The sequence below is a fragment of the Longimicrobiaceae bacterium genome (assembly GCA_035936415.1).
GTDB lineage: Bacteria > Gemmatimonadota > Gemmatimonadetes > Longimicrobiales > Longimicrobiaceae > JAFAYN01.
On sequence record DASYWD010000097.1, the window covers coordinates 1 to 15,242 of the forward strand.

The following is a 15,242-nucleotide window of genomic DNA, read 5'->3' on the forward strand; positions in this document are numbered from 1 at the left end:
CCCCCAGACGTCCACGCCCAGACGGTCGCACGCCTGCGCCAGCTCGTTCGCCAGCGCGATGTTGATCATCCGGAAGGTGTTCTCGTACACCTTCACCAGCTCGGCCGCCTCGGCGCTCTCGACCGGGACCATGGTGTCGAAGACCCGGCTGTAGAAGGTCAGCCCCGCCTCCAGGCACTCCGGCGTCACCCCCCCGATCACCTTGGGCGTGTTGCGCGTCTGCCAGACCGGGTTGCCGGGGTCCACGCGCTCCGGAGAGAAGCACACGAAGAAGTCCTTCCCCACCTCCAGCTCCGATTCGGCCAGGATGGGGAGGAGCACCTCGCGGGTGGTGCCCGGATAGGTGGTGCTCTCCAGGATCACCAGCTGCCCCGGCCGCAGGGTGTGGAGCACTCCGTGGCCCGCAGCGACCACGTAGGAGAGGTCGGGGTCCTTGGTCTTGTTGAGCGGGGTGGGGACGCAGATGGAGATCACGTCGCACTCCCCCAGGCGGGACAGGTCGAACGTGGCGGAGAAGAGCCCCTCGTCCACCAGGTCGCGCACCGCCTCGCCGGGGACGTCGAGCACGTGGCTCTCCCCGCGATTGAGCTTCTCCACCACGGGCTCGCTGATGTCGAACCCCAGCACCCTGTATCCGCTGCGTGCCACCTCCACCGCCAGCGGCAGGCCGACGTAGCCCAGGCCGACGACTCCGACGGTCGCGGTGCGGTTCTCGATCTTCGAAGTCAGCGCAATCAGGTCAGGCATTCCCTTTTCGTCCTCACGTTCGTGGCACGCTCCGACGGCGGCTAGAGCCTGACCCGCACCCCGAGGGTCGCGTTCAGGTTGGCGACGTCGGAATCGTGGTTCCGGTTGAAGTTGTACACCCCCTCCACCCCGGCGGCGAGGTCCCACCGCCCGCGGAAGAGCACGGCGTCGGCACCGAGCGCCTGCATCACGTCCGGCTTTTCCACCATACCCGTGTCCGGATAGTCTCCCTCGGCCTGACGCAGGATGCGCCGCCATGCCAACGTCCAGCGGCCTCCCGGGTGGTAGTAGTCGGCCGCCAGCGTGGACGCGGAGCCTGCATACGCGGCGGGAGAGCCCAGGATCTGTCCCCGGTTGGTATGCCCCTGCCGGGTGGCAGCATGCACGTAGAAGGGCTCCTGTCGCCGACCCCGCTTCAGGTGCGAGGGCTCTCCGTTCACGACCTCGCCCCGCAACGCGAGCAGGCGATCCGCTCCGCGGGAGAAGACCTTCTGGAAGCCGAGCGTGAGCGCGGCGTTGTGGTCGGGCTCAAGGATCAGGTCCCGGAGGTTGTGGCGGTGGTCCTCGGTCGCGAACTCCGTGTACACCTCGAACCCGCTGCGCGGGAGGGTCCAGCGGGCGAACACCGAGGCGATCTGGTTGGCGACCACCGACTCCGGGATCTCGACCGTGTCGCTCCCGATCACGGTGGCCAGGTTCACTTTCAGGAACGTTTCCAGCGGCTTGGCGAGCTCCAGCGCGCCGACACCGCGCGCGGGCCAGGGCATGTGGAAGAAGCGCGTAGCGCCGAGCTCCAGCCCCGGGACTCCCCGAGGGGTGAAGGACGCTACCAGCCCGGTTCCGAAGCGCGTGGCGGAGTCGGGCGAGGTGGTCGCGAACGGAGACTGCTCCAGCCGAGCCCAGACGACCCGCCCGTGCACGCGGCCGATTCCCACGTTGACCGGCCGCGAGGTGCCGGCGAACATGTGAACGAAGCCGGGAGCGTTGTTGCCGAGGATCAGCGAGTACTCGCCGCCGGGACCCCATACCTGGTTGGCGGTGGAGACCCCCAGGGTGGCGATCCCCACGTCCGCCCGGAGCGTGCTCTGCCCGGGGTCCACGCGCGCGTACGCCCCCTCGCCGAAGCGCTGCGGAAGGTCGATCTGCGTCGGGCGCCGCCAGTCCGCGAAGGCGGCGCTGTCGGAGAGGACGTGCGGCGCGAGGTCGAACGGGGCGTTCTGCGCGACGAACGCGACCGGGGCCAGCGTGAGGGAGAGCGGACCCAGCCGCGCGGTGACGCCGGCCTGCACCGCCGTGGTCAGCCCGCGTCCGGCCCAGACCGCGCCGTCGTTGGCTCCGTACGGGAAGGCCGAGTTGAGGACGGCGGCGGTACGTGGAGCGTGCAGCTGGATCTGGGGCCGCCACCCGCCGCCCGTCCCGAAGCGGTACCGGTCCGCCCAGGGGTGCACGGAATCCCGGGGCGCCCGCCGCGCCACCTCGTCCAGAGAGAAGCCCCGGATGGACCACGGGACGGGATCGGCTTTTCCAGCCACCTGGAGCACGCGCAGGTACCGCTCCAGCTCTCCGCCCGCGAACACCTCACCCGCCACGACGGAAGGAGACGGCTCCTGGGCGGGGAGGATGGCGGGAGCGAGGCAGAAGAGCAGCACCAGCAGGTGCAGCGTGCGGAGACCAGGGACGTAGCGTCGCCGCGCCGCGCCCGATTGTGACCTCGGGTGGGTGAACGTCATCAGTATGGCAACTGCGCTGTTTCTCGGCGGACCCTGCGGTCCGCCGGAAAGTGCGCCGGTGATGTCATGGTTGGACTTATGTCGGCACCAATGTTATCCTTGGCGCTCCGAAATGTCTAGCGAGCCCTGAACGACACGCATGCTTCCGATACCGACCGGAGCCCGCTTTCGGGCCCGCGCGCTCGCCCTCGCGCTGCCGGCCCTCGCCGCCTCGGGTCTCCAGGCGCAGGAGCCGGACACCGTCTCTGCCGCCGGAGAGTTGACGCGCCTCCCCACCCTGGGGTCACCGGTCGAAGACCGGCTCCGGGTGCTCCAGCTGCTCGGGCGCGCGTCCACCGACGGGTACCTGATCCGCTCCCCCTCGTCGCAGCTGCCGTCGCTCGCCGGGGAGGGAATGGTCCGCTGGGCCCCGCTCGCCCCGGAGGTGCGCGCGGCCTGGAACGCTGCCCTGCCCTTCTCGCTGAACGACGGCGCCCTCTGGGCGGGCCGGGGGATGAACGCCCAGGCCACCGTGGGGGCGATGCTGCAGGCGGGCCCGGTCTCGCTCGTCCTGGCACCGCAGCTCGTCTACTCGCAGAACCTGGACTTCCAGACGATCCCGTCGGACAGCATGGACCGGAGCGCCTTCGCGGCCCGGTGGTACGTGGGCACATCCTCCGCCGACGTGCCCCTCCGCTTCGGCAACGTCCCCGTCCTCCGGCTGCTTCCCGGGCAGAGCACCCTCTCCGTGCGCTACGGTGCGCTGGCGGCCGGCGCCTCCACCGAGAACCAGTGGTGGGGTCCCGGGATCCGCAACGGGATCGTGATGAGCAATAACGCCGAGGGGTTCCCGCACCTGTTCCTCCGCACGGCCGCGCCCCTCCGCACTCGGCTGGGGGCGTTCGAGGCGAAGTGGATCATCGGCGGGCTCTCGGAGTCGCTCTACTTCGACACCGTGAGCACCAACAACAGCCGCTCCCTGAGCGGCTTCACGGCCACCTACCGCCCCGCCGCCGTTCCGGACCTCACGCTCGGTCTGGCCCGCGTCCTGTACGCCGGGCCGATGAACGTCGAGCGCGTCCCGCTGCACGTGGCCGACGCGTTCATTCGCTGGGAGGCGCCGCAGGAGCCGGTGCGCACCGCGGCCCCGGGCGACACCACCGGGCGAGACACCACGTTCGTGTGGCCGTCCGGTTCGGGGAGGGAGCAGATGTTCTCGCTGTTCGGCCGATGGGTCTTCCCTCGCGACGGATTCGAGATCTACGGCGAGTGGGCGCGGACGCTGCTCCCCACTTCGCTCGTGGACCTGCTGAACGCGCCGAACCACACGCAGGGCTACACCCTGGGCGTGCAGTGGGCGCGCCCCGTCCGGCGCGGCGACCTCTTCCGCCTGCAGACAGAGGTCACCTACCTGGAGGAAAGCGCCACCTTCGACCAGCGGCCGGTGGAGGGATTCTACGTGAGCCGCTCCATCCCGCAGGGATACACCCACCTCGGGAAGGTGATCGGCGCCGCCGTCGGGCCCGGCGGATCCGGCCAGTGGCTCGCGGGCGACTACCTCGCGGGCGGCTGGCGGCTGGGCGCCTTCGGTGGACGGATCCGCTGGAACAACGACGTCTACTACGATCGGCCCGGCGGCGCCTACGTGGCGCACGACGTTTCCCTCTTCGGCGGGATTCGCGGAGGCGTGCGCATCTGGAGCATGTACCTGGACGTGGAGTACGCGGGCGAGCAGCGGTACAACTACCTCTTCCAGAACCCGGAGACGGAGGTGGACGGCTTCGAGGCGGTGGACAAATGGAACCGGAGCCTGCGCATCATGGTGACACCCCGGTAGCGCCAGAGCGCGAACCGAACAACTCCGGGATCCAGTGCAGTCAGTCTCGGCGTACAACGCGGACAAGGTCTTCACGTACGAGTTCAGCGAGAGCCGGCTCAAAAAGGCATCGTCACCACCCCCAATCTGCGTCATTCGAGAACCGCCTGCGCATCCTGCTGGGGATCGGAGATCAACACGACGAGGCGACGGTCAGTTCCGTCGCCTCGTCGTGTCGTGATTGCAGCCGGCAGGTCAGGGAGGATTGAGGGCCGGCAGGTCGGACTCGAGACCCACTCGAAGCCTCACAGTCCTCCGCTCGGTCGGCGTGAGGATCCGCGACCACGACACCAGCAGGAAGACCGCCGACGTCCCGAGGAGGAAGATCGCCCGGGCGGCCATCGTAGGAAGCTCCATCGCGACAAGGAGCACCGCGACGCCAGGAAGCATCATTGCGGCCGTACGGCGGAGGACCGCACCTCCGTTGGGGAGGGCCCGCCCCACCAGCACGCAGAGAATTCCGGTGTCGGCGGCGACCCGCACCACCCAGGCGATTGCCGCGCCCTCGATCCCCCGGGCGTGCAGCAGTGCCCAGAGCAGCGCCACGTAGAACGGCATCTCCAGCAGGTTCAGCTTTCCGGTGAGCTCCGGCCGGCCGATCCCCTGCAGCCCTGCCCCGGGGATCATCCCGATGCTGTTGATGAAGACACCGATCGCAAGCCACTGCATCACCCGCGTGCTCTCGGCGGCGAAGCCGGCGCCCAGCCAGAGGGTGAGCCCCTCGCGTGCGAACACGACGAGGGCGAGCGTGACCGGGAACAGCAGGACGAACAGGACCCGGATGGCCTGGTCGAACAACCGGAGCGTCCGCTCCCTGTCGGTGACGAACGTCGCGGAAAACGCCGGGAAGAGGGCTCCGAGCACCGCCCCGGGGAGGAGCCAGAGCTTGGTCACTGCGTCGTACGGCGTCGTGTAGAAGGTGACCGCCGCCATGGAGAGAACCGAGCCGATCAGGAACCGGTCGGAGTAGATCATCACCGAGCTGCTGATGTTGCTCGCGGTCACCCACCCCCCGAAGCGGGCGAGCGGCGCGAGCACCTCCGCCCGGAGCACCGGAACCGTCCGCAGCTCCGGGATCTGGCGGAGGCAGACGACCAGGTGCGCCACCCAGGCCAGGATCCTGCCCGCCACGAGCAGGCCCACCACGTAGGTGAGATCGGGAGTGAACGGGAGCACGGCCAGCGGGGCGACGTAGGTGAACGCCCCCATGGGGAGCCGCAGGGCATTTACCGCCCCGAAGCGCTGGTACGCCTCCAGGAGCCCCCGCAGCCCCGTGGTCCCCAGGACGGACGGGATGGAAAGAGCGATCAGGTAGAGCGCGCTCAGCGCCTCCGCCTCCAGCTCGGGCGGGATGTTCAGCACCCGGTGCACGAGGAGGGGCGAGACGAGCGCCAGGACCCCCCCGCCGACGGCGCCGAAGAGCAGCAGCATTCCCTGCCCCGTCCAGGCGATGGACGGGATCTCCTCCGCTTCGCCCGACGCGAGCCGCTCCGCGACCGCCTTGGTGAGCGCCGGCCCGAGCCCCAGGTCGAACAGGGTGAGGTACCCTACCGCCGTCCATGCCACGGCCAGGATCCCGAAGCGCTCCGCACCCAGCCCGTGCACGGTGAACGGGATGCAGACAAGCGCCAGGAGGACGGGAAGCCCCAGCCCCAGCAGGTTGAGCATCGTCTGCCGGGCAATCGTCCGACCGGTGATCATGAGGAGAGCGAATTCTGGGGGGCGGCGGCTCCGCGGGCTCCGTGCGCCGGGAGATCCACGCCCGCGATCCTCTCGACCTCGGGCCGCATCAGGCCGCTCCAGTCCACGGCGGGTGCGAGGTGGATCACGTCCATGTGCGTGGCAATGCTCGGGATGGGAATCCAGAGCGAGCGACGCCGGCCCAGAGCGAGCTGCCCGGCGCAGTGGCGCCAGGCGTGGTACGCAATGGTCGTGTTCAGCCGGTCCGAAACCAGGTAGCGGAGGACCCGGAGCGGGTTCCGGACCGAGTGCTTGCTGAGGCTGAACCAGAGCCCCGCGTCCGAGTTTCCGCGGCAGTAGCTGCGGAAGACCTCCTTCGTCTCCCGCAGGACCCTCCGCGTGGTCAGGAACGTGAGACACGTGGAGGCGGCCGTCCTCCAGTGGCGCCCGCCGAAGGCCCGGATCCGCGCCGGCTCGTCGTGGATGTCCAGGCGGTAATAGTCCCGATGGTCGTACGGCGAGACGAAGTCGGCGTCCGGGTGCTCCCGGAGGAAGGCGATCATCTCCGCGAACTCGCCGTCGCGGTAGAAGTAGTCGTCCTCGCAGAAGTACACGAGATCCGACTCGGTCTGCCCGAGCAGGATTTCGATCTGCCTCTCGAAGGTGGCGGCGTTTCCGACGCCCGGCAATGAAACGATCTCCAGCTCCTCCGGCGCGAACGTGGCCCTGAACAGCGCCTCGTACTCCGGGGGGCAACCGTCCAGGATCGCCCAGACCTTCACCCGCAGGGAGCCGAGCGAGCGCCGGAACGACCTCAGGCACAGCTCCGCGAGGCGGAGCTTGTCCTCCGAAAAGACCGGGGTCGCGCGGGAGACCCTGGGATAGATCCGGTATGCGATCGCGACGTCAGCCATTCCGGCCGCTCCGCCCGCCGTCACCGGCCCCGCCGGACGGCACGGAACCTCCCGCGGAGAGGGATTCCCCCGTTGAGCATGGAGACGGCTCCGCTGATCGTATCCCCGAAGACCACCCGCTTGAGCGTGTCCCCCCGGATCACGCTCCTGACGGTGTCGTTGGACAGGACCCCGTCGTGCCGCCACTGCCGGGTCGAGATGGAGAAGCCGACGAACGGAGTCACCACACGCGTCGCCGGATCCCAGGCGATCGTGCCGTTCCGGACGGGATAGTCGGGGAGGGAGCCGGAGAGGAAGGCCAGGTCTCCGTCACACCGCAGCACGCCTCCCGCCGCCCGCCCCTCGAAGCCCTCGTCGGCGATCCCCCAGGGACCGAAGGTCAGCGTCATCCCATCGATGTCGCAGCGCGACGACGAGATCCCCTCGACGCGCATCTCCGTCGCGGTATATGCCCACGTTCCGGAAAGATCCGGGAGTGGAGAATCGTCCGGCCCCAGAGCGGAGTCCGGCTTGCAGGCCGACAGGAGCACGACGGCCACCGCCCCGGAGACGATCCGCCGCCTCCGCCGGAACATTGCATCGGGGCGGCGGGACCCCGGCACGGGCCTATCCATCGGCCCCTCCCTCTTCCGACTCGACTTTCCAGAAGCGCAGGTAGATGCGCGGCCGGTCGTCCTCGACCGTGCTCAACCGGAGTCCGGGGACGGTGAATGCCCGTCCCGGAGCGGGCGGGCGGACGTGCAGGTCGCCGACGACCTGCCCACTGGCGAGCGGAGCGGGCTCGATGGCGACGCTTCCGAAGCGATCCGTGACCGCCCGGTACGTCGCGGGGGAGATCGGAACTCCTCCGGTCCGCACGAACTCGATCTCCAGCCCCTCCACCCCCTCGTCCGTGTCCGCCCAGAGGAACTGGACCATGTAGGGTAGCCGCGATCCGATCCCGACCCGGATGACCGAGTCCGCGTGCTCCGTCACGGCCGTCCGGAGTCGGAGGTCCGGGAGAACGATCGGCTTGTACGGAGGAGGCGGATACACCGTCAGCTCCCCCGTTACGATGCCGTGCTCGAGCGTCGTGGGGCGGATGAGCAGGAACCCCCGAGGGTCGGCGGTCAGACGAAGCGTGTCCGAATTGAGCCGAATCCCCCCCGTGCGGCGGAAGACCGCCTCGACGCCAGCGGCGGGCTGTCCGGTCGCCCGGAAGTGGAGCGCGACCGAGTAGGAGAAGTACGGGTACGGGATCTCCCGCTCGCGCAGCCGGAGCACCTCACCGGGGGCACGGGTCGTCGCGAGCTGGAGTCCCCGCTCGCGGATCGGCTCGATGGGACCCGGCGGCATTATCACGAGGTCGCCGATCACCTGCCCCTCGCGCGTGGCCCGCCCCTCGATCAGGAAGCGCCCCTTCGCGTCCGACGTCGCCACCAGGGTGTCCGACTCGAGCTGCACGCCCCCGGTACGGACGAACTTCACTGTGACGGCCTCCGCCGGGCCGCCCGCGGGGTAGCCGAACTTCCGCGTCAGCACGCCCTCGTACCGCAGCTGCGGAGCGACACAGCTCCCCACCCCCGTGCAGGGGTCGCACGCGGCCACCAGCAGCGCCATCAGCGGGAGGAATCTCCGAAACATCTATTTACCGGTTGATGCCCCCTACGGGAGGCCGTGTCGCCCTCCGGCTCGCGCGCGGAGGCAGGAACAGACTAACGAATCTACAAGACAACAGGGATTCTGTCGATGACAGAACCCCTGCGTTTTCATCGACTTCAAGCCACCGGCGCGGCGGCACCCCCGGGTGGCCCCGCCGCGCCCCCCGCGCCGCCGGCCAGGGGGGCGCGGAGCTCCGCCCTGACCGCCTCCAGCACCTCCCCTACCTCCAGGCCGCGGATGCACGCCATCTCCGCGCATCCGCGGCTGAGATGGCACGGCGCACACGGGACGGGGTGCGTGAGGGTGCGCACCCGGTCCCCGAGGGGCCGCCACTGGTCGATCCGGTTCATCCCGGAGAAGAGCACGACCGCCGGGACCGCGGAGCCGGCGGCGAGGTGCCCCGCCACCGAGTCCACCGAGACCACCAGGCGGGCGCCGGCCACCGCGCCGACGAACTCGTCCCAGCGGAGGCGGTCGCACAGGTTGCGGCACCCCGCCCGGCCGCCGATCGTCCGCTCGGCCTGCTCCCGCTGCTCCGCACCGCTCCCGGTGAACACCAGCGTGTGCCCCTCCGCCAGGAGCGCCCCCACGAGCGCGTGCCACTTCTCCGACGGCCACTCCTTGAGCGGCAGTCCCGCACCCATGTGGACCACGACGTAGCCACCGCGGGGCAGGCCGCCGTCCGCGCCTTCGGGGCACGGCGGGAGCGCGTAGCGCAGCGTCCCCACCCGGCCGAAGCGCGGGTCCAGCCGCGCCAGGAGCGCGCGGTGGTGATCCGCCATGTGGCCGCCCGAGTCGGTCCAGGCGGCGGCGTGCGTCAGGAGCGGACCGAAGCCGCCGCTGGTGAACCCCGCCCGGACCGGGATCCCCGCCCGCCGGAGAAGCGGAATCGAGTTGGGGAAGTACGGGTGGAGGTCCACGGCCGCGTCGTAGCCGGCCTCCTCGATCTCGGCCAGCGCCCGCCGGCGCGTGTCGCGGTACCGGCGGAGCCGGTCCCTCCACCCTGTCCCGGAGCGGATCAGCTTCCAGTGGTCCACGGTGTGGATTCGCCGGACCAGCGGGTGGCCCTGCAGCACCGGGCGCGACCAGGAACCGGCGAGCACGCCGACCTCCGTCTCCGGCCACACCGCGGCGACCAGGGGAAGGACGGCGGAGGCGATCACCGCGTCACCGAGGTGGCCGCCGATCGCGAGGAGGAGACGGCGGGGAGGACGGGCCAGGGGGGCTCCGTCACGCCCCCCGGGGAGCGCGGCGAGGAGCACGTCCACGGCGCGAAGCCCCCCCACCAGGAGCGGATTGCTCGCCAGGTAGCCCCCGCGAAGCGGAGACCGCGGGGCCGGCTGCGGAGGCAGGGCGATCGGGTCCATCGAGTGGGGACGGCCGGGGACCGGCCGTCTACGCGACGCGCTCCCGGGGCACCCGTGCCGCCGGCGCGTCACGTGCCCCCGCGGGGAGAACACCCGGATCGCGAGCCGGCGCGGGGTCGCGGCCGGCGAAGAAGTCGCGGTAGGCGCGCAGCACCGCACGAATCCGGGCGCCCTGGAGGCGCACCACCTTCGGCGCGAGCTGGCGGTAGACGGAGTACGCCACCGCGACCGGGAGGAACCCCGGGTAGAAGCGCCGGACGAGGAGGAGCATCCCGCGGAGGACGTGGTAGTCGTGCAGCGGGCTCTTGTACTGCACGCTCTGGCCTCCCTTGTGCCAGACCGTGCTCCCGGGCGCATAGACCAGCTTCCACCCCCCGGCCCGCGAGCGGAGGCACCAGTCCACCTCCTCGGAGTAGAGGAAGTAGCGCTCGTCCAGCATTCCCACCTGCTCCAGGAGGCGGCTCCGGACGAGCATGCTGGCCCCGGTGATGTAGTCCGGCTCCAGCACGTCCGACCAGCGATCCAGGTCCGTCTGGTCCGCCCCCAGGTGCCGGGTGAAGCCGGACCAGGGGACCACCTGCCCCCCGGCGATGGCCTGGATCCGCTCCGGGTCGTCGTAGTAGAGGAGGCGCGACCCCACCATCCCCACCCCGGGGTCATCCTCGGCCGTCCGCACCATCGCGGAGAGCGCCCGCGGGTGGATCACCGTGTCGTTGTTCAGCAGCCACACGTAGGCCGCGTCGCCGCGCGCCAGCACGTACCGGAGCCCGACGTTGTTCCCCCCCGCGTAGCCCAGGTTTCCGCCCGTCTGCACGAGGACGAGCGGAGCGTCGCCCCCCGCGCCCATCTCCGCCTCCTCGCGCGTCAGCTCCACGTAGCGAATCGGCTTCGGGACGGCGGGCGAGCAGAACCGGCGCAGCGGCGGACCGGCTGGAAGGGGCGCCTCCACCTCTCCGCGCGCCCAGGCGGCGATCTGCTCCAACGACCCGTTGCCGGAGTCGTTGTCGCACACCACCACCTGATAGCGGGCGTGCTCCTGGCGGAAGACGCTCTCCAGGCACTCGATGGTGTCCTGCCACCCCCGCCAGTTCAGCAGGAGGACGTAGACCTTGGAATCACGCTGCACGGCGCCTTCCGATCCGCTGAATGAGAAAACCCGTCCGGACACCGCCCGGACCGGCTGCATCGACCTTCGTCGCGATAACCCTACGCGGACAAAGCCTCCGCGTCCAGTACCCGCCCTGCAAAAGGAGCCGCCCGCCGCGCCGATTTCGTCGAAATCGGCCCTACGCGATCATCTGCTCGGCCGGAGCGCGCCCGCGCAGCTGCGGAAAGCGCTCGGCCACGATCTCCGCCACCCGCTCGCCCCACGCGTCCCAGTTCAGCCTGCGCTCGTACTCCTCGCGGCTCGTCTCGCACAGGCGCGCGTAGCGCTCCGGCTCGGCCGCGATCCCGGCGATCACCCGGGCGTACTCCTCCCCGCCCGCATCGTAGGGGAGGGTGTACCCGTTCCGCCCGTCCACCACCAGCGAGGGGACTCCGCCGGTGTGGGTGGCGATGGACGGGATCCCGTGCGCGCTCGCCTCGCAGAAGACGACGCCGGCGGCCTCCGCCCGCGTGGGGAGGACGAAGAAGTCCGCCTCCTTCCAGAGGCGCTCGAAGCGGGCGCGCTCCTCCGGCACCTGCTTGTTCAGGAAGGGGATCACCCGCACCCGGGGGTGGCTCACCCCCGGGGGAGCCGTGCACCCCACCACCGTCAGCTCCGCGTCGCAGCCGCGCTCCAGGAGGCGGAGGAGCGTGTCGTACGCGATGCCGCCCCCCTTCGCGTCCCAGACCACCCCCACCATCAGCAGGCGGATCCGATCGCCGATGCGCCGCGGCAGGGCCTCCGCGCGGTCCGGCGCCCGCAGGAGGTTCGCGCCGATCCCCACGTCGTAGACGCGCCCCGGGTCCACCCCGTAGTCGCGCACCGCGGACTCGGCCGCCCAGCGCGAGCTCACCAGCGTCACGGCGGCTCGCTGCAGGGTGCGGCGCTCCAGCCTCTCCGCCGCGCGGGCCGAACGCTCCAGAACGTTCGAGTACGCGGGGTTGTAGTCGCGGATCACGCGCCACGGCCCGTCCGTGAAGTACAGCACCGGGACGTCCGTCCGGAGGTAGGCCAGGCAGGGGGAGCCCGCGGGCGAGAAGATCAGGTCCGGCCGCTCCCGCTCGATCAGCCGGCCGAAGTACCATCCGTAGTAGCGCGCCAGCGCCGGGTCGTGGTCGTAGCTGTAGACCTTTCCGGTCAGCCCCAGGATCGCCCGGCGGGCGGCTCGAAAGGGAAGCAGGTTGACCGGCGCGGGCGACAGGTCCACCACCCTGCCCACGTGGCGGTCGATCGCCGCGCGAGAGAAGTACAGCGTCCCGGACCAGTTGCGGATGTCGTCCGCATCGCGGTGCTGGATGTACGCGACCTTCAACCGTTTCATCTCACGCGTCACGGCAGACCCCGCCCCAGGATGCACCCGCCGTCCAATGGCACACCCGGAATCGGGGTCCGTTCAGCAGCTTTGGTGCCATTCGCTCAGGCGCCGGCACCGGCGGGAGCGGGGAGCCCCCCGGTCCGCCGCGCCTCCCGCGCGGCGGAAGCCCCGGCGGCGGACTCCCTCTCCCCGTAGAGGAGGAACGAGGGGTTCCCGGAAAGCAGCAGCGACACCACGAACCAGTAGAACACCATCACGGGGATGAACAGCAGCGCCCCGTCGGACATGGCGACGACGAGGTAGACGACGAGCCCGGTCACCAGGCCACGCTTGTACTCCGTGGCGGAGAACGGGAGTGCGCCCGCCAGGTGCAGGAGGACCGGCGCCGTCATCCCCACCAGGAACGCCGCGAGCCCCACGATCCCGAAGTTGTGGAGCACCGAAAGGTAGACGATCTCCAGGATGGCCTCGAACGGGGTCCCCGGGAGCACGGTGGCGGTCTCCAGCGCGCTGAGCTGGCCGATGCGCCCGCCCAGCCTCCGGTCGAAGAGGAACGCCATGTCCCAGCCCATCAGGTTCAGTGCGTACCAGAGCCCTCCAAGCACCACCGCGAGCGAGCCGGCAAGGACCGCCACCGTGCGGAGCGAGATCCGCCGCACGTACAGCCGCTGCAGGATCTCGTACAGGATGAGCCCCGCCCACACCGTGCGCGAGAGCGTCAGCAGGAGCGCGAACTTCACCACCAGCTGCCGGGCGGGGCTCCGCTCCAGCCATGCGTACAGCGGGAGGAGGATCAGGATCGACACCCCGTAGATGTTTCCGTTGTTGTACGTCGAGATCAGCTTGAACACCCCGCCGCGGTCGATGAACTTGTCCTCCAGTGCCCCCACGTCGCCCGCGTTCACCGTCAGGTACGGGATCTCGATGAAGGAGCCCGTCTTCAACCGGTAGAAGAAGAGGAAGATCCCGTATACAGAGACGGCGAACACCCCCACGCGGATCAGCCCGAACAGGAAGCGCAGGTCGATGCGGTCGAGGTGGATCCCCAGGATCAGCACCATCATCCAGGGGATGAAGAAGAAGGTCACCACCAGGGAGATCGCGAACCCGAAGTCGACGATCCCGTTCGCCAGCAGCCCCATCCAGACCGCCGCCTGGAAGGGGAGCAGCATCGCCGGGACGAGAAGCCGGAGCTTCGCCACGGGAGCGGACCTCCCCAGGAGGATCGCCAGGGGGAACCAGAGGAAGACCAGCGCGAGCGCGATGTACCCCCACGTCAGCGGCACCCCGGCGACCTTGATCCCCCCCTTGGGGAAGACCAGGAGGAAGCCCACCAGGAGGAGAATGGCGCCCTTCTCGAACGCCGTCGGATGGGGGACGCGGGAGGCACGCTCACCCGCCGCCGCTGGGGCCCGCATAGCGATCACTCCTGCCCCCCGGCCACGCGGAAGAGGACGTCCGCGACCCCGCGGGCGGAGCGCTCCCAGGTGAACGACGCCGCCCGCTCCCGACCCCGGCGGACCAGCTCCGCGCGGAGCGCCGGCTCCCGCCGGAGACGGAGCACCCCCTCGGCGATGGCGCGGGGGTCCTCCGGGTCCGCCAGCAGCCCCGCGTCGCCCACCACCTCCGGGACGGAGGAGCGGTTCGAGGCCACCACGGGTGCCCCGGCCGCCATCGCCTCCAGCACCGGCAGGCCGAAGCCCTCGTACAGGGAGGGGAAGATGAGCGCCTCGCACCCCGCGTACAGCGCCCGCAGCTCGACGTCGGTCGCGCCGGCCACCTCGACGATGCGCCCGCCGACGCCCAGCTCCCCGGCACGCTGGAGTACGTCGTCCCACCCGCGGAACACCTCCCCCACGATGGCCAGCCGCAGCTCGGGCGCCTCGCCCCGGAGCCGCGCGAGCGTCTCGACGGCGGCGGCCAGGTTCTTGTGCGGCTTGCGGTTGCCCACGCAGAGCAGGTAAGGCTGCTCCACCCTGGGCGGAGGCGCCCCCGCCCCGGCGGCCGCCGCAAAGAACGGGCTCACGCCCAGCGGGACCACGTCCAGCTTCCGCTCGCACCCGGGGAAGCGCTCCACAAGGTCGCGGCGCGTGGACTCGGAGGTGACCAGCACCCGCCCGGCCCCTCCGACGGCGCGACGCAGCAGCAGCCCCGCCGCGCGGCGGCGCCAGAGCGGAAACGCCTCCGGGACCTTGAAGTGGATCAGGTCCTGGACGGTCACCACGCTCCGCTCGGGGAGCGCCAAGAGCGGGGCGTCGTAGTGCGGGAAGAACGCCACGTCCCCGCTCGCGACGCCGCTGGCGCGGAGCCGCAGCCACGCCGCCTGCGCGGCGGGGCTGTAGAAGCCGTAGGGGTAAGGGCGGACGTCCGCCTTCTCCCTCCCCGGAACGGTGGCGCAGAAGTCGTGGAGCGGCTCCGGCGCGCCGAGCAGCCGGATCCGGCCGAACCTGGGGTCCGCGAAGAGGACCTGCAGGACCTCGCGGAGGTAGCGTCCGATCCCCGACGTGAAGACGCCGCGGGCGTCCACCACGATGGACGCCCCCGGCTGGCCACCCCGCCGCCCCGGCTTCCGGCGGGATCGCGCTCCGGCGCGGGAAGGCGCCTCCGCGCGCAGCTCAGGCACGCCGGCCCTTCTTCGGCGGCTGCAGGACGATCCCGGCCACGGTCGCGCCCAGCCGCTCGCACGCCTCCACGGCGCGCTGCAGCGAGTCCCGCTCGACCTCTCCGGCCCGCACCACCACCACCACCGGGCGCTCCGGGGCGAGCACGGCCACGGCGGGAGCGCTCTCGACCTGCGGGAGCACGGCCGCCACGAAGCCGTGCCGTGTCTCCAGGTCGGCGAGGAT

At 70.8% G+C, this 15,242-nt stretch carries 13 protein-coding genes; 1 reads left to right on the top strand and 12 read right to left on the bottom strand.

The genetic code is table 11. From position 1 onward, the window contains the following. Both VGR37_03765 and VGR37_03770 read right to left on the bottom strand, forming a co-directional pair. Positions 1-747: nucleotide sugar dehydrogenase (locus VGR37_03765; GenBank protein ID HEV2146512.1), on the bottom strand; the 747-nt coding region annotated here is incomplete at its 3' end. A 41-nt stretch (positions 748-788) separates the two neighbouring features. Then, positions 789-2,477 (bottom strand): capsule assembly Wzi family protein, encoded by a 1,689-nt coding sequence (locus VGR37_03770; protein ID HEV2146513.1) that lies wholly within the window; start codon positions 2,475-2,477, stop codon positions 789-791. Positions 2,478-2,616: 139 nt separating this feature from the next. Between VGR37_03770 and VGR37_03775 the strand changes: the two genes are divergently transcribed. Further along, positions 2,617-4,293: a capsule assembly Wzi family protein gene (locus VGR37_03775; protein ID HEV2146514.1), complete on the top strand. Its 1,677-nt coding sequence runs from the start codon at positions 2,617-2,619 to the stop codon at positions 4,291-4,293. A 234-nt stretch (positions 4,294-4,527) separates the two neighbouring features. On the opposite strand, the gene VGR37_03780 is transcribed toward VGR37_03775, so the two are convergent. The 10 genes from VGR37_03780 to VGR37_03825 all read right to left on the bottom strand — a co-directional run. Further along, the gene (locus VGR37_03780) at positions 4,528-6,033 is read right to left on the bottom strand and encodes a flippase (GenBank protein ID HEV2146515.1); all 1,506 of its coding nucleotides are present in this window, start codon (positions 6,031-6,033) and stop codon (positions 4,528-4,530) included. Then, on the bottom strand, positions 6,030-6,926 hold the full coding sequence (locus VGR37_03785; protein HEV2146516.1) for a hypothetical protein: 897 nt from the start codon (positions 6,924-6,926) through the stop codon (positions 6,030-6,032). Before VGR37_03785 ends, VGR37_03780 begins: the two co-directional genes overlap by 4 nt. A gap of 20 nt (positions 6,927-6,946) precedes the next feature. Beyond that, on the bottom strand, positions 6,947-7,540 hold the full coding sequence (locus tag VGR37_03790) for a hypothetical protein (protein ID HEV2146517.1): 594 nt from the start codon (positions 7,538-7,540) through the stop codon (positions 6,947-6,949). Further along, complete coding sequence (locus VGR37_03795) at positions 7,533-8,549, bottom strand: hypothetical protein (GenBank protein ID HEV2146518.1); 1,017 nt, start codon at positions 8,547-8,549, stop codon at positions 7,533-7,535. The genes VGR37_03790 and VGR37_03795 overlap by 8 nt, the downstream gene beginning before the upstream one ends. 134 nt (positions 8,550-8,683) lie before the next feature. Continuing rightward, positions 8,684-9,934, bottom strand: coding sequence for a glycosyltransferase family 9 protein (locus VGR37_03800; protein ID HEV2146519.1), 1,251 nt, complete (start codon positions 9,932-9,934; stop codon positions 8,684-8,686). Between the two features lie 28 nt (positions 9,935-9,962). Continuing rightward, positions 9,963-11,060 (bottom strand): glycosyltransferase family 2 protein, encoded by a 1,098-nt coding sequence (locus VGR37_03805; GenBank protein HEV2146520.1) that lies wholly within the window; start codon positions 11,058-11,060, stop codon positions 9,963-9,965. Between the two features lie 160 nt (positions 11,061-11,220). Further along, a complete protein-coding gene (locus VGR37_03810; GenBank protein HEV2146521.1) occupies positions 11,221-12,402 on the bottom strand; it encodes a glycosyltransferase family 4 protein in 1,182 nt (393 codons plus the stop codon). A gap of 95 nt (positions 12,403-12,497) precedes the next feature. Further along, the gene (locus VGR37_03815; protein HEV2146522.1) at positions 12,498-13,814 is read right to left on the bottom strand and encodes a hypothetical protein; all 1,317 of its coding nucleotides are present in this window, start codon (positions 13,812-13,814) and stop codon (positions 12,498-12,500) included. A gap of 5 nt (positions 13,815-13,819) precedes the next feature. Beyond that, the gene (locus VGR37_03820) at positions 13,820-15,019 is read right to left on the bottom strand and encodes a glycosyltransferase family 1 protein (GenBank protein HEV2146523.1); all 1,200 of its coding nucleotides are present in this window, start codon (positions 15,017-15,019) and stop codon (positions 13,820-13,822) included. After that, positions 15,012-15,242: hypothetical protein (locus VGR37_03825; GenBank protein ID HEV2146524.1), on the bottom strand; the 231-nt coding region annotated here is incomplete at its 5' end. The genes VGR37_03825 and VGR37_03820, both read right to left, overlap by 8 nt.

Excerpts from the sequence above, each read along its gene's own strand:
- VGR37_03800 (HEV2146519.1), bottom strand. The coding sequence starts at position 9,934 with ATGGACCCGATCGCCCTGCCTCCGCAGCCGGCCCCGCGGTCTCCGCTT.
- VGR37_03815 (HEV2146522.1), bottom strand. The coding sequence starts at position 13,814 with ATGCGGGCCCCAGCGGCGGCGGGTGAGCGTGCCTCCCGCGTCCCCCAT.
- VGR37_03770 (HEV2146513.1), bottom strand. The coding sequence starts at position 2,477 with ATGACGTTCACCCACCCGAGGTCACAATCGGGCGCGGCGCGGCGACGC.
- VGR37_03775 (HEV2146514.1), top strand. The coding sequence starts at position 2,617 with ATGCTTCCGATACCGACCGGAGCCCGCTTTCGGGCCCGCGCGCTCGCC.
- VGR37_03780 (HEV2146515.1), bottom strand. The coding sequence starts at position 6,033 with ATGATCACCGGTCGGACGATTGCCCGGCAGACGATGCTCAACCTGCTG.
- VGR37_03785 (HEV2146516.1), bottom strand. The coding sequence starts at position 6,926 with ATGGCTGACGTCGCGATCGCATACCGGATCTATCCCAGGGTCTCCCGC.
- VGR37_03790 (HEV2146517.1), bottom strand. The coding sequence starts at position 7,540 with ATGGATAGGCCCGTGCCGGGGTCCCGCCGCCCCGATGCAATGTTCCGG.
- VGR37_03795 (HEV2146518.1), bottom strand. The coding sequence starts at position 8,549 with ATGTTTCGGAGATTCCTCCCGCTGATGGCGCTGCTGGTGGCCGCGTGC.
- VGR37_03810 (HEV2146521.1), bottom strand. The coding sequence starts at position 12,402 with ATGAAACGGTTGAAGGTCGCGTACATCCAGCACCGCGATGCGGACGAC.